The 14408-nt window shown below is 68.1% G+C and carries 9 protein-coding genes; 2 read left to right on the top strand and 7 right to left on the bottom strand.

Annotation, left to right across the window (positions count from 1 at the left end; all coding sequences use genetic code 11):
• Nucleotides 1-5 precede the first annotated feature (5 nt).
• Entirely contained in the window at nucleotides 6-1547 is a 1542-nt protein-coding gene (locus tag PV766_RS19395) for an acyl-CoA carboxylase subunit beta (protein WP_016931449.1), read from the top strand.
• 81 nt (nucleotides 1548-1628) lie between these two features.
• On the opposite strand, the gene PV766_RS19390 is transcribed toward PV766_RS19395, so the two are convergent.
• From PV766_RS19390 to PV766_RS19380, 3 genes are read right to left on the bottom strand one after another with little or no spacing between them, the layout of a single operon-like run.
• Entirely contained in the window at nucleotides 1629-2063 is a 435-nt protein-coding gene (locus PV766_RS19390) for a hypothetical protein (protein WP_421097673.1), read from the bottom strand.
• A gap of 50 nt (nucleotides 2064-2113) precedes the next feature.
• The gene (locus PV766_RS19385) at nucleotides 2114-5422 is read right to left on the bottom strand and encodes an arabinosyltransferase domain-containing protein (protein WP_421097672.1); all 3309 of its coding nucleotides are present in this window, start codon (nucleotides 5420-5422) and stop codon (nucleotides 2114-2116) included.
• Between the two features lie 44 nt (nucleotides 5423-5466).
• Nucleotides 5467-8763 carry an arabinosyltransferase domain-containing protein gene (locus tag PV766_RS19380; RefSeq protein ID WP_421097671.1) on the bottom strand — a complete coding sequence of 1099 codons (3297 nt, stop codon included), beginning with the start codon at nucleotides 8761-8763 and terminating at the stop codon, nucleotides 5467-5469.
• A 153-nt stretch (nucleotides 8764-8916) separates the two neighbouring features.
• Here PV766_RS19380 and PV766_RS19375 point away from each other — a divergent pair, with 153 nt between their 5' ends.
• Nucleotides 8917-11694 carry an FAD-binding and (Fe-S)-binding domain-containing protein gene (locus PV766_RS19375; RefSeq protein ID WP_421097670.1) on the top strand — a complete coding sequence of 926 codons (2778 nt, stop codon included), beginning with the start codon at nucleotides 8917-8919 and terminating at the stop codon, nucleotides 11692-11694.
• A 14-nt stretch (nucleotides 11695-11708) separates the two neighbouring features.
• Here the strand turns inward: PV766_RS19375 and PV766_RS19370 are convergent, their stop codons facing one another.
• From PV766_RS19370 to PV766_RS19355, 4 genes are read right to left on the bottom strand one after another with little or no spacing between them, the layout of a single operon-like run.
• The gene (locus PV766_RS19370) at nucleotides 11709-12341 is read right to left on the bottom strand and encodes a hypothetical protein (RefSeq protein WP_421097696.1); all 633 of its coding nucleotides are present in this window, start codon (nucleotides 12339-12341) and stop codon (nucleotides 11709-11711) included.
• Between the two features lie 20 nt (nucleotides 12342-12361).
• Entirely contained in the window at nucleotides 12362-13024 is a 663-nt protein-coding gene (locus tag PV766_RS19365; RefSeq protein ID WP_421097669.1) for a hypothetical protein, read from the bottom strand.
• A complete protein-coding gene (locus PV766_RS19360) occupies nucleotides 13018-13680 on the bottom strand; it encodes a hypothetical protein (protein WP_421097668.1) in 663 nt (220 codons plus the stop codon). The genes PV766_RS19365 and PV766_RS19360 overlap by 7 nt, the downstream gene beginning before the upstream one ends.
• Entirely contained in the window at nucleotides 13674-14309 is a 636-nt protein-coding gene (locus PV766_RS19355) for a hypothetical protein (protein WP_421097667.1), read from the bottom strand. Before PV766_RS19355 ends, PV766_RS19360 begins: the two co-directional genes overlap by 7 nt.
• Nucleotides 14310-14408 lie beyond the last annotated feature (99 nt).

Genomic DNA, 14408 nt, shown 5'->3' with positions numbered 1-14408 from the left:
AAGAAGTGAGCACCACGGCACAGAAGCTGGCCGAGCTGCGCGAGAAGCTGGAGGTGGCGAAGGAGCCTGCGGGCGAACTCGCCGTCGCCAAGCGCGCGAAGAAGGGCATCCCGAGCGCCCGCGAGCGCATCGACATGCTGCTCGACAGGGGCAGCTTCGTCGAGATCGGCGCGCTGATGAAGACGCCCGGCCGCGACGACGCCATGTACGGCGACGCCGTCGTCGTCGGGCACGGCACGGTCGACGGCCGTCCCGTCGCGGTGTTCTCCCACGACCAGACGGTCTTCGGTGGCAGCGTCGGTGAGATGTTCGGTCGCAAGGTCGCCGCGGTCCTCGACTTCGCGCTCAAGGTCGGCTGCCCGGTGGTCGGTATCAACGACTCCGGTGGCGCCCGTGTGCAGGACGCCGTCACCTCGCTCGCGTGGTACGGCGAGATCGGCAAGCGTCACGAGCCGTTGTCGGGTCTGTGCCCGCAGATCTCCGTGATCGTCGGCAACTGCGCCGGCGGTGCGGTCTACGCGCCGATCAACACCGACGTCGTGGTCGCCACCGAAGGCGCCCACATGTTCGTCACCGGGCCCGACGTCATCAAGGCCGTCACCGGCGAGGACGTCAGCCTCGAGGAACTCGGCGGCGCCCGCAAGCAGGCCGAGTACGGCAACGTGCACCACGTCGCACCCGACGAGAAGGCCGCCTTCGAGTGGGTGCGGCAGTACCTGAGCTACATGCCGTCCAATGCGCAGGAGAAGCCGCCGGTCGTCAATCCCGGTCTCGAACCGGAGATCACCCCCGACGACCTCGAACTCGACACGTTCATGCCCGATGCCGACAACTCCGGCTACGACATGCACGACATCCTGCTGAAGATCTTCGACGACGGCGACTTCCTCGAGGTCCGCGCGCAGACCGCGCCGAACATCATCACCGGCTACGCCCGCGTCGACGGCCGGGCGGTGGGCGTGGTGGCGAACCAGCCGCTGTACCTGTCGGGTGCGCTCGATGCGGCCGCCGCCGACAAGGCGGCGCACTTCGTGCGCGTGTGCGACGCCTACGACATCCCGCTCGTGTTCGTCGTCGACACCCCGGGCTTCCTGCCCGGTGTCGAGCAGGAGAAGATCGGCGTCATCAAGCGGGGCGGCCGGTTCCTGTTCTCGTACGTCGAGGCGTCGGTCCCGAAGGTGACGGTCGTGGTCCGCAAGGCCTACGGCGGCGGTTACGCGGTGATGGGGTCGAAGCAGCTCGGCGCCGACATCAACTTCGCGTGGCCCACCGCGCGTATCGCCGTGATGGGTGCCGAATCGGCTGTCGCGGTGATCGGGCGCCGGCAGATCGAGGCCGCGGGCGAGAACGCTCCGGCGGTCCGCCAGCAGCTCATCAACTTCTACAACGAGCATGTTGCGACGCCGTACATCGCGGCCGAGCGCGGATATGTCGACGCGGTGATCGAGCCGTCGACCACCCGTCTCGAAATCCGCAAGGCGCTGAACCTTCTTCGCGACAAGGAAGTGTTCAAGAACCCGCGGAAGCATCACCTGCTGCCGCTGTAGAGCCGTTGCCGACGGGGCCTGTGCACCAGTGCGTGCACAGGCCCCGTCGTGTGTTTCCGACGCCGCCCCACCGGGCCGGGGTCAGGGAACGATCCAGGAACCCCGGCCCGGCAGGAAGGTGATGTCGGTGGTCGTCACGACCGCCTCGATACGTCCGGAGCCGGTCTCGAACCATGGGTATTCCCACCCTGCGGAGGGGATGGGCGGGTAGATCGGCAGGGTGACGGTGCCACGCTGTCCGGTGGTGACGTTCGTCCAGTTCACGAGGCACGGGCACTGGAAGCTGCTGCCGAATCGCGAGAAGCCGGGGCGCTCGGGGTCCACACCGACGGTCACGCCCTCGTTGACGAGGAGACCTCCCCACCCTGCGGAGCCGGTCCCACCGACCGCGCCTATCACCGGACTCAGGGTCGTAGCCACCACAGGCTCCGCGGATGCTGCGGGAGCGGTGACCACACCGAGCGCGAGCGCCGCGCCCAGGGCTGCCGTGAATGCGATCTTTCTCGTGGTCGTCATGCCCTGTGTGTCGCCCGTCGGCGTCACTTCCGTTACTCGCGCCTCATCCGTCACTCGTAGACGCGCATCGGCGCGGGTTTCCACAGCCCGGACCTCGTCACCTCGGTGGTGGTCAGTTCGGCCGGCTGCGCGTTGGGGTAGAAGCGCACGTACCGCTCCACCGAACCCCAGTCGCGGCCCCAGTCGTTCTCCAGGTAGGTGGGAACCTGCTCGGGTCGCGCCAGGACCTCCGCGAAGCCGAGCGGGCCACCGTTGTCGGCGGACTGCCAGGTGTCGGTCGACGACACCGCGAGCGGACGGTCGGGAAGGATCCGGTAGTTCGGCATCTCGGCGACGCCCGCCCAGTGGTCGAACGGCCGCTGGCACGGGAACTGCAGGCCCACGGCCCAGTCCAGCAGGAGCGGCTGTTCGGAACCGAGCTGGGTATCGAGCCGCTCGAGCGTCGGGACGCGCGGCGGCGTGAACGCCAGCCACTGGTCGCCGGTGAGGTTGGGGTCGTTGGCGACGATACGGACGGCGTCGACGTCGTCGGGCAGGTCGGCGAGGGGTACACGCAGGTTCCGCCACGACGGCGCAGGACCGATGTCGCGCGGCAGGTAGGTGCCCTTCGCCTCGACACTGCCGTCGGCCTGGCGGGTGCCGTACTCGACCAGCAGCGACTGGCCGTAGGTCAGTGCCCCGGTGTCGTCGTACGACCAGATGCGCCCGGCCGCGGAGATCACGATCAGCGGGGTCTCGTCGGTGATGTCCGGCAGTGCGTACCAGCTCGAGGTGAGCGAGGCGGGTTCCTGCACACCGTCCTGGTAGCTGCCGAGCACCGGGGTGACGGCCGGATCGAGTCCGAAGGGCAGACGTACGGTGCTGCCGTTGACGGTCTGCTCACCCGAGCCGCCCGTGGTGCCGCCGCCCGCGCCGGTCTCGAAGGTCGGGCCGACGCTCTGGTTGTCGGTATTGCCCTGACCGGGCTTCACCTCGACGTAATCGGCGGTCAGGTCGGACGGCACGCCGTCCGGAGTGAAGCCGCGCGGCGCAGCACCGGCGAGCGGATCACCGTTCGCCGGGGGAGCGGCGGGGTCGATGATCGGTTCGAGGCGTCCCTCGTCGGGGTCCGCCTCGACGAGCACATCGTTCGCCAGGCCGCAGGTCTGACCGGCGACCGCACCGATGTTCGAGCGGGCGAGCGAGTACGCGGGGTACTGCGACACCGCGCCCTTGAGCAGCGACAACACCTCGAACAGCACCATCGCCGCGGCGACGACCGTGAGCGGCGCGGCCGCGAGGGCGCGGATCCGCCGGCCCTTCCTCGTCTCGGGCGACTCCGGCGGCGGTGCGTAGCCCTCGCGGAGGTACTGCCACGCGACGAGCACGAGGGCGAGACCGAACAGGATCAGGAACAGCGAACTGGACTGGTAGCCGCTCAGCGAGACGGTCTTGTCGAACCACGGCACGCCGTAGCTCGAGACGTACCACCAGCCGTTGATACCCGCGAACGACACCGCCAGGACGAACAGCAGTCCGGCGAGGAAGATCGTGCGGTTGCGCCGCGACCGCAACGCGCTCGCGGAGACCACCACGGCGGTGACCGTCGCGAGCGACCCGGCGATGCCTGCGTACGCCCCGAAGTGGTGGGTCCACTTCGTGGGGTTGAACATCATGAAGAAGATCGTGCCGAAGACGATGCCGAGCAGACGCCAGGTCGGGCTCACGGCGACCCCGGGGATGCGGCGGCGGCGCAGCAGCACGAACAGCGTGGTGAACAGGCACAGCAGCATGACGAGGAACGCGAAGCGGCGCGGCAGCGAACCGTCGACGGTCTGAACCATCAGGTAGTAGTAGCGGAGGAAGTCGTTCCACCACTCCTCGTTGGGGCCGATGATGGTGCGCACGCGGGTCGCCTCGAGGACCGCGGCGAGCGTCTGATCCGAGAACACCACGACCAGCACGAGCATCCCGGCGGCACCGATCGGGGCGAGCAGCGGCAGGGTGCCGACCTCCCGGTGGCGGCGCACGATGATCCGCGTCATCGGCCGGATGCCGGCGATGAGCGCGGCGATACACATGAGGCCGGTCGGAGCCGCGGCGAGGGTGAAGGCGCCGATGAACACCGCCGTCGCGGCGGGCAGCAGACGACCGGTCGCGATGGCGCGTTCGATCGAGCACCAGGTGAGCAGCGCACCGAGCGCGACGATCGGCTCGGGCCGCAGACCGTTGTTGTACGGCAGCCAGAAGGCGAGGAAGACCAGCCCGCCGGTCCACAATGCGATGCGGTTGTGCCGCACGGCCCGGCCGAGACGCGGCACCACCTCACGGCTGATGACCATCCAGCACAGGATTCCGGCGATCAGCGCCGGGATGCGCATCCACGGGCTGGCCGTGGAGATCTTCGCGAAGGCCGCCAGCACGTCGTAGTACCAGCCGAAGGGAGCTTCGGGGACACCGAACCAGCGGAAGTAGTTGGCCATGTAGCCGGAGTTCTCCGCCGCCCTGGCCATGGTCAGCAGGTAACCGTCGTCCGAGGTGTTCGCACCGAAGAAGTGCCAGCCGACGAGCGTGACGACGACGACGACGTCGACGCCGGTGAACTTCCACCACCGGGACGGCAGGAACCGGCGGTGCCCACGACCGTCCGTGCCGTCGAGCTTGGCCAGCGCGCCGAGCGCGAGCGCCGTCGACAGCACAGCAAGGATCATCGCGAGGGACTTCACCAGAGTCGGCGACGACGTGAACCGGGAGTCGACGTCCACGGTGACGTCGAGGCCGGGAACGGCGGTCGGCAGGTCGCTGAACATACCGACGACGAGCGGTCGCAGGTCGCCGGTGAGCTCGCCGGCCCGCGGGTTGCCGTTCTCGTCCGAGAGGCCGACGAACTCCGCGGTGGTGCGTTCGGAGTCGGAGAAGATCCGCAGTTCGCTGCACGCACCCGACTCGACGTCGGCGCGCGGTGCGGTCGCGACCACCACGTTGCGGTCGAGGACATCGACGTTCTCGTCGCCGACCCGTACGAACATGGCGTTGAGCGCGGCGTCCTGCCCGCTGGTGGGGGCGGTCGCGAGCAGCATGCCGCCGTCGGCGGGCATCCCCGCGATGGCGGTGCACGGCACGGTGGCGCGGAACTGCAGGGGGACCTGCGACATCAACGGCAGCTCGACGTCGGTCGCCGCCGCGTCCTGCGGCCACGACATCGTCGCCTCGGTCACGCGGACCGGAAGGAACGGTGTGGCCAGTGCCGAGATCATGCCGAGCAGCCCGGCGACGACGGCGACGAGCCGCGCGGTCCGGTACCGAGTGCGAAGGTCCTCGCCCATCGACCGTGGGGCGGTCGGAGTGGGCGCGGGTGAGGTCGTCACGTCGTCGGGCACGGGAGTCGATGGTATCCGGCGACGTGGTGTGACGGCACTCGCCCTTACTCCAACAGGACCGGAACCCCGTCACGGATGCGGCCGGGTGACCACAGGCCGGAGCGGGTCGTCACGTCGGTGGCGACCTCGGCAGGGGAGGCCTCCGGATCGATCGGGAGGTACCGCTCGAGCGATCCCCAGTCGCGATCCCAGTCGTGATTCAGATAGGTGGGCACCGTCTCGGCGTTCAGCAGCAAGGGGATCCAGCCGAGCGGGCCACCGCCGATGTCGTCCTGCCAGCCGTTCGTCGCGTCGGCCCCGACGCGGTCGGGCAGGATGCGGTACTCGGGGACCTCGGCGACACCGTTGCGGTGGCCGAACGGGCGCTGGCACGGGAAGGCGAGGCCCACCGACCAGTCGATCAGCACCGGAGCGTCGGATCCGACGACCTCCTGGAGGGTCTCCATGCGCGGCATCCGCGGCGGGGTGACCGCGACCCACTGATCGGAGGAGAGGTCACCGTCGTTCACGACGATCCGGACGGCGTCGGCGTCGGTGGGGATCGCGTCGCTCGGCACGCGCAGGTTGCGCCACGAGGGCGACGGGCCGATATCGATCGGTGCGAGCGTGGCCAGCGGCGTCACGTCGTCCCCGGACGACGATCCGAATTCCAGCACCACGTCCTGACCGGGGGTGATGACGCCGTCGGGGTCGACATAGCGCACGCGTCCCGCGGCGGTCACGACCAGCAGCGGTGTCTCAGCGGTGCGCTCGGGCAGCGCGTACCAGCCGGACTCGAGTTCGGCCGACTGCTGCACCCCGGTGCGGTAGCTGCCGAGGACCGGGGTGGTCTGCGGGTCGAGTCCGAACGGCAGCTTCACGGTGCTGCCGTTGATGCCTTCGTCGCTGGTGCGTCCACCCTCGGTGCCGGCGCTCGTGGAGGTGGTGGTGCCACCCTCCTCGCTGTCGACGGTGTTGGCGCCACCGGTCGTGGTGGTCTCCGCGTCGGCCGTGAGGTCGAGCGCCACTCCGTTCGGGGTGAAACCGACGGCGGTACCGGCACCCAGGGCCTTGCCCGGATCCCCGTCGAGGGGCTGAAGCATGGTCGCGTTCGGGTCGGTCTCCACGAGCACTTCGTCGGCGAGGGCGCAGTGGTTGCCGGTGAGCGCCGCCGCATTCGACTTGGCGATCGAATAGGCCGGGTACTGCGAGACCGCGCCCTTGAGCAGCGACAACACCTCGAACACCACCACCGCCGCCGCGACCAGCGTGAGCGGCGCCGACGCCAGGGCCCGCACCCTGCCGTTGCGGTCGGGGCGCGGCGTGGTGAACGGCTCGCGCAGATGGAACCACGCGGCGAGGAGCAGTGTGAGCACCGTCAGCGCGAGCAGTGCCGTGGAGAAGGCGTGGCCGGAGATCGACGGCGGCTTGTCCCACCACGGGATGCCGTAGCTCGAGACGTACCACCAGCCGTTCGAGCCGGTGAACGCCATGGCCAGGACGAACAGCACCCCGGCGGTGAACAGCGCCCGGTTGCGCGCCGAGCGGATACCGACCGCTCCCACCCCGATCGCGGCGAGCGCCGCCACCGACGCGGCCAGGCCCGCGTACACACCGAAATGGTGCGTCCACTTCGTGGGCGTGAGCATCATGAGCAGCAGCGACGCGAAGACGATGCCGAGGATGCGCCGCGAGGGTCCGATCGCGGTGCCCGGGATGCGGCCCTTGCGCAGGATCAGCATGACGCACACGACCAGGCACAACAGCATCACGAACACACCGAACCGGCGGGCCAGCGAACCGTCGGGGGAGACGGTGAGCAGTGCGTCCCAGCGCAGCCGCTCGTCGAACCACGGCACGTTCGGGCCCACGGCCGAGCGCACACGGGTCGCCTCGAGGACCGACGCGAGCGTCTGGTCGGCGAAGACCGCGATGAGCACGACGGTGCCCGACGCGAGGATCGGTGCGAGGGGCGCGACGACACCGACGAGATGCCGGCGCGCGACCAGCACCTTCACCAGGGGGCGGAGCCCGGCGAGGAGCGCGGCCACCGCGATCAGGCCGGTCGGGCCGGCGGCGAGCGAGAAGGCCGCGACGAGCACCGCGATCGCGGCGGGCAACATGCGTCCGGTCGCGATGGCGCGTTCGACGGAGCACCAGGTCAGCAGCGCACCGACCGCGATGATCGGCTCCGGGCGCAGGCCGTTGTTGTAGGGGAGCCAGAAGGCGAGGAAGACCAGTCCGGCCGTCCACAGCGACACCCGGCTGTGCCGGACGGCGACACCGAGCCGGGGGATGACCTCGCGGCCGATCACCATCCAGCACAGAATCGCCGCGACCAGCGTGGGCAGACGCATCCACACACTCGAAGTCGAGACCTGCGCGAACACGACGAGCACGTCGTAGAACCATCCGAACGGCGCCTCGGGCACACCGAACCAGCGGAAGTAGTTGGCCATGTACCCGGCCTCACCGGACACCCGCGCCATGTTGAGGATGTAGCCGTCGTCCGAAGTGTTCGCGCCGACGATATGCCAGAGCAGCAGGGTGCCCACGACCACGACGTCCACGGAGGTGAACCGCCACCAGCGGGCCGGCAGGAACCGGCGTGCGCGGCGCCCGTCGATCCCGTCGAGTCGATGCAGGGCGACGAGCGAGACCAGCGTCGCGAGCGCGCACACGATCATCGCGAGAAGCTTGAGGACCGTGGGGGTCGAGGTGAACCGCGAGTCGAGCTCGGCGCGCACCGACAGTCGTTCGGCGGAGTCGCCGCCGTCGGGTTGGAAGGCCTCCGCAGGGCCGGTGAGCTCGCTGAAGACCCCCACGACCTGGGGACGCTCGTCACCTTCCAGTTCGACCGTGACCGGCGGATCCGCACCCACGATCTCGGCGGCGGTGCGTTCGGAGTTGGATGCGACGGTCACCGCCGTGCACGGCGCGTCGAGCGGCGCCGAGACGAGCACGGAGTTGCGCAGGACGGCCTCGATGGTGCCGGGGGCGCCGCCCTCACCGGGAACCGCCCGGATCACGAGGCCCTCGGCGGTGGCGTCGGGGGAGCCGGACGGAATGGTCGAGACGAGGGTCCCGCCGTCGGTGCCGAGCTGCGACGCCGCCGCGCACGGCACGCTCACCCGCAGTGTGAGCGGGGTGTAGGTGACGAGTGGCGCCTCGACGCTGTCGACGGTGCCGTTCTGCGGCCACTGCAGCTCACTGATCTCCTGCCGTACCGGCAGGAAAGGCAGGCTCAGCGCCAGCACGAACCCGAGCAACCCCGACACGATCGCGACGATCCGCGCGGTGCGGACGCGCGATGCCGGATCGGACGAATCGGTTTTCCCGGGCGAAGTGGTATCGGCTGGCACAAGCGTCGATGCTAGGCGAGTCGAGTCACGGGGCCGACGCGTGCCACTGCGCGAGCGCCGCGGTGGCAGGGCCGCCGCACTCCTGCCGGCGCACTTCCGCGGTTCTGCCCGACCACCTCCGGCACGGCGTTTCCGCCACTAGCATCGCTGTCTATGAAGACCCCCACCCCGATCGGGCGCGCTCTGCGCGCGGCGGGCATCGGGGAGGTCTGCGACGACTCGACCACGCGCGCGCTGTACTCGTCCGACGCCTCCCTGTATCGCGTTCCACCGCAGGCGGTGGTGCGCGCCCGATCGATCGACGACGTCGCCGCGACGCTCGACGTGTGCCGGCGCGAGGGTGTTCCCCTCACCTCCCGCGGCACCGGCACCTCGCTCGCGGGCAACGCTGTCGGGCCCGGCGTCGTCCTCGACTTCTCGCGTCATCTGAACCGCGTTCTCTCCGTCGACCCCGAGACCCGGACCGCGCGGGTACAGCCGGGTGTCGTGCAGGCCGAACTACAGCGGGCCGCGGCACCGCACGGTCTGCGCTTCGGTCCCGATCCGTCCACCCACAACCGGTGCACGATCGGCGGGATGATCGGCAACAACGCGTGCGGGGCGCGTGCGCTCGGCTACGGCCGCACATCCGACAACGTCGTCGCCCTCGAAGTACTCACCGGCACCGGGCACCCGCTGTCGCTGCCCGGCGAGGATCCGGTGCTGGAACCGTTGCGGGAGATCGTCGCCCGCGACCTCGCGACCATCCGCACCGAATTCGGCCGCTTCGGCCGGCAGGTGTCGGGTTATGCACTCGAGCATCTGCTGCCGGAGAACGGTTTCGACGTCCGGAAGCTGTTCGTCGGTAGCGAGGGCACGCTCGGGATCACGACCGAGGCGACGGTGCAGCTGGTCGTCGATCCCGCCTTCCGCACGATGGTCGTGCTCGGCTATCCCGACATCGTCGCCGCCGGGAACGCCGCGCACGGACTACTGGGTTTCCGGCCCACAGCATGCGAAGGGCTCGACTCGCGGATCGTCGACATCGTCCGCGCCCGGCGCGGACCGGCCGCGGTACCGCCCCTTCCCTCCGGCGCAGCGTGGCTGTTCGTCGAACTGGCAGGTGACGACGCCGACGAGGTCCGCGACCGGGCATGTGCGCTCGCTCAGGCCGCCGCCGCGACCGACCTGCTGCACGTCGAGGACCAGGCGCGTGCCGCTGCGCTGTGGCGTATCCGGGAGGACGGGTCCGGCCTGTCGGCGAGAAGCCCGAAGGGGTTGCCCGCGCACGCGGGCTGGGAGGACGCCGCCGTCCCCGCCCACCGCGTCGGCGACTATCTCCGCGATTTCGAGGAACTGCTCGCCGGATACGATGTCACCGGCTACCCCTACGGGCACTTCGCCGACGGCTGCATCCACATCCGCCTCGACATCCCCCTCGAGGTTCCGGGTCTGTTCCGCGAATTCCTCTTCGAGGCAGCCGAACTCGTCGCCGAATACGGCGGGTCGATGTCGGGGGAGCACGGCGACGGGCGTGCCCGGAGCGAACTGCTGCCCGTGATGTACTCACCCGACGCGCTCGCACTGTTCGGGGCCGTGAAGTCGGTCTTCGATCCGGAGAACGTCCTCAACCCCGGCGTGCTCGTCGACCCGCGGCCCGTCGACGCCGACCTGCGCGTCCCGGCAGCCCGGAAGATCCGGGAGGGCCTGGCCTTCCGCTATCTCGAGGACGGCGGCGACTTCACGCAGGCCGTGCACCGGTGTACCGGGGTCGGCAAGTGCCGCGCCGACAACACCGGCACCGGCGGGGTGATGTGCCCGTCCTTCCTCGCGACCCGTGAGGAGAAGGACTCCACCCGAGGACGTGCCCGGGTGCTGCAGGAGATGCTCAACGGTCACCTCGTCGCCGAGTCGTGGCAGTCGCCGGAAGTGCACGAGGCGCTCGATCTGTGCTTGTCGTGCAAGGGATGTCTGTCGGATTGTCCGACCGGAGTCGACATGGCGACCCTCAAATCCGAAGTCCTGCACCAGACCTACCGGGGACGGAGGCGGCCCGCCAGTCACTACGGTCTCGGCAGGCTGCCGCAGTGGGCGGCGATCGCCTCCCGTGCACCACGCGCCGTCAACGCCCTTGCCCGCGCTCCGGGGGTCGCCCCGCTCGGGTTGACCGTCGCCGGTCTCGACCGCCGCCGCCGTGTACCGAGGTTCGCGCCCCGCACCTTCCGGAAGTGGTTCGCCGACACCCTCTCGCAACGATCCCGCACGGGCGACCCGGTGCTGCTGTTCGTCGACACTTTCACCGAGTACTTCACCCCGGAGATCGGGGTTGCCGCCGTGCGCGTGCTCGAAGCCGCCGGACACAGCGTGCACCTCACCGACGAACCCCGCTGCTGCGGCCTGACGTGGATCACCACCGGACAGCTCGACCAGGCCCGGAAAATCCTGGGCCGCACCGTCGCCGAACTCTTCCGCAGCGGCATGCCGATCGTCGGTCTCGAACCGTCGTGTACCGCCGTCCTGCGTTCCGACGCGGTCGAACTGCTCGGGTCCGCACCTGCTCGCCTCGTGGCCGACAGCACCACAACCCTCGCCGAACTCCTCGCCGACTGGGAACCGCCGTCGCTGGACGGCACACGGATCGTCGCACAACCCCACTGCCACCACCACGCCGTCATGGGATGGGGCGCCGACGCCGCCCTGTTGCGACGCGCGGGTGCCGACGTGCAGCGCCTCGCCGGCTGCTGCGGCCTGGCCGGGAATTTCGGAGTCGAACGCGGGCACTACGACGTGTCGGTGGCGGTCGCGCGAACCCAACTGCTGCCGGCGGTCGAGGCGGCATCCGACGACGCGGTGATCCTCGCCGACGGCTACTCGTGCCGTACCCAACTCGGCGACCTCACGACGCGGCGCGGCACGCATCTGGCCGAGTTGCTGGCCTCACGAATGCCGTAGGTACGGCGGGCTCATCATCTGCGGCGTCGCCCTCTGGTGCGCTCGCTTCTGGTTGGGCGCGGCCCGAGTTCGTAGGGGATCTTCAGGATGTGGCGGGTCTTGGCATCGATGTCGCAGTTGCCGAAGGCGACGGAGTGAAGGATACCGTTGTAGACCAGATCCCACAGGTCAGGGTTGCGCTGGATCTCGCTGATCTTGAAAGAGTGGATTTTGTTGCCGTGGGCGTCTTTCAGTCGCAGGACACGACTGGGCCCATCAGCGGAGAAGCGGATGCGAGTGAGATGGTAGGTATCGACCCAGCTGTCGTGCCATTGGACCCAGGTGGCACCGGCTGCAGTCCAGTGGTTTCCCTTGCCGAAGAACAACAATAGTGAACTTCCAGGGATGATGACCCACATGATCCACCAGTGGATCCAGCGAAAGTCTCCATTGATGACGGTGAGGTACACGACCAAGATTGCCGCTATGAGGAATGCGCCGATGTATCGGTCGCGCACGGTGGGCTGGAGCCATTCGAGAACGGGGCCGAGATGCTCCGGTGCATCTGGTGGGTTCCGTGGGTTGCGGTCGAGCGGTGTGTATTCCGTGCCGTGGTAGATGCGGGGCGCCCGGGGTGGGCGGGGTTCGCCTGTGATCGAATCCGGCATCGGTGGTAGGTCGGCAGCGTTCACCCTCTACGCCCCCGTCCTCTGATGCGCTCGCTACGGGTGGGGCGTGGCCCGAGTTCGTAGGGAATCTTCAGAATGTGGCGGGTTTTGGCGTCGATGTCGCAGTTGCCGGACGCGACGGAGTGGAGGATGCCGTTGTAGACGAGGTCCCACAGGTCAGGGTTTCCTTGAATGTCGCTGATCTTGAACGAGTGGATTTCGTTGCCGTGGGCATCTTTCAACCGGAGAACACGGCTGTAGCCGTCTGCGGAGATGCGGATGCGAGTGAGATGGTAGGTATCGACCCAGCTGCTGCGCCATTGCACCCAACTGGCACCGGCTGCGGTCCAATGGTTCGCGGTAGCGCGAAACATCATCCAGGCGCCTACCGCCATGATGACCCACATGATCCACCAGTGGACCCATCGGAAGTCTCCGTTGAGGACGGTGAGATACACGACCAAGAGCAAGACCATGGAAAGCGCACTAGTGTACTTGTCGCGGACGGTGGGCTGGAGCCATTCGAGGGTGGGGCCGAAATGCTCCGGTGCATCCGGTGGCTTTCGTGGGGAGCGCTTGACTGGTGTGTATTCCGTGCCGTTGTAGATGCGGGGCGCCCGGGGTGGGCGGGGTTCGCCTGTGATCGAATCCGGCATCGGTGGTAGATCGATGGGGTTCACCATCTGTGGCGTCGTCCTCTGGTGCGTTCGCTTCGGGTGGGGCGCGGCCCGAGTTCGTAGGGGATTTTCAGGATGTGGCGGGTCTTGGCGTCGATGTCGCAGTTGCCGGACGCGACGGAGTGGAGGATGCCGTTGTAGACGAGGTCCCACAGGTCGGGGTTGCGCTGGATCTCGCTGATCTTGAACGAATGGATTTCGTTGCCGTGGGCATCTTTCAACCGAAGAACACGGCTGTAGCCGTCAGCGGAGAATTGGATGCGGGTGAGTTTGTATGTGTCGACCCAACTGCCGCGCCACTGCACCCAACTGACACCGGCTGCTGTCCAGTGGTTTCCGGAGGTCCGGAACATCATCCATGGGAAGAGCGCGAGCAGACCCCATGCCCACCATTCGAGGACCCAGCTGAATCCCCCTGCGCTGATCGTCCCGAATACCGAGAGTAGTCCGGCAAGCATCGCGGCATCGCCGTACTGGTCGCGAAGGCTGGGCTGGAGCCATTCGAGGGTGGGGCCGAAATGCTCCGGTGCATCCGGTGGCTTTCGTGGGGAGCGCTTGACTGGTGTGTATTCCGTGCCGTGGTAGATGCGGGGCGCCCGGGGTGGGCGGGGTTCGCCTGTGATCGAATCCGGCATCGGTGGTAGATCGATGGGGTTCACCATCTGCGGCGTCGTCCTCTGATGCGTTCGCTTCGGGTGGGGCGCGGCCCGAGTTCGTAGGGGATTTTCAGGATGTGGCGGGTCTTGGCGTCGATGTCGCAGTTACCCGACGCGACGGAGTGGAGGATGCCGTTGTAGACCAGATCCCACAGGTCAGGGTTTCCTTGAATGTCGCTGATCTTGAACGAGTGGATCTCGTTGCCGTGAGCGTCTTTCAAACGAAGAACGCGGTTCGGCCCGTCTGCGGAGAAACGTATACGGGTGAGGTGGTAGGTGTCGACCCAGCTCTCGCGACATTGCACCCATGTGGATCCTGCTGCCGTCCAATGGTTCCTGATCCCGCGAAACATCAGCCAGCCACCCGCAGTGATGATGAGCCACGCACCCCACCAGTGAATCCAGCGAAGATCCCCGTTGGAGATTGTGAAGAACGCGACCGTAATGGTCATCAGGGTAAATGCGCTGATGTATTTTTCGCGGACGTGAGGTTGGAACCATTCGAGAGTGGGACCGAGATGGTCCGGTGCTTCCGGTGGTTTTCGTGGTTGTCGGTCGGTCGGTGTGTACTCAATGCCGTTATGAATGCGTGGTGCGTGAGGCGGGCGAGGTACACCGGTGATCGTGTCAGGCATGGGAGGGAGATTGTCCTCGTTCTGGAGTGTTCCCGCTAAAGTGGCCACTGAAATTAAGCAGCGAGTTCGTATATGTCTCTGAATCCTAGTTCAAACTCG

It is taken from the genome of Rhodococcus sp. As11 (assembly GCF_048957735.1).
GTDB classification, from domain to species: domain Bacteria; phylum Actinomycetota; class Actinomycetes; order Mycobacteriales; family Mycobacteriaceae; genus Rhodococcus; species Rhodococcus gordoniae.
The sequence above is the reverse complement of the archived record's forward strand: the minus strand, read 5'-3'. Positions and strand labels throughout refer to the sequence as shown.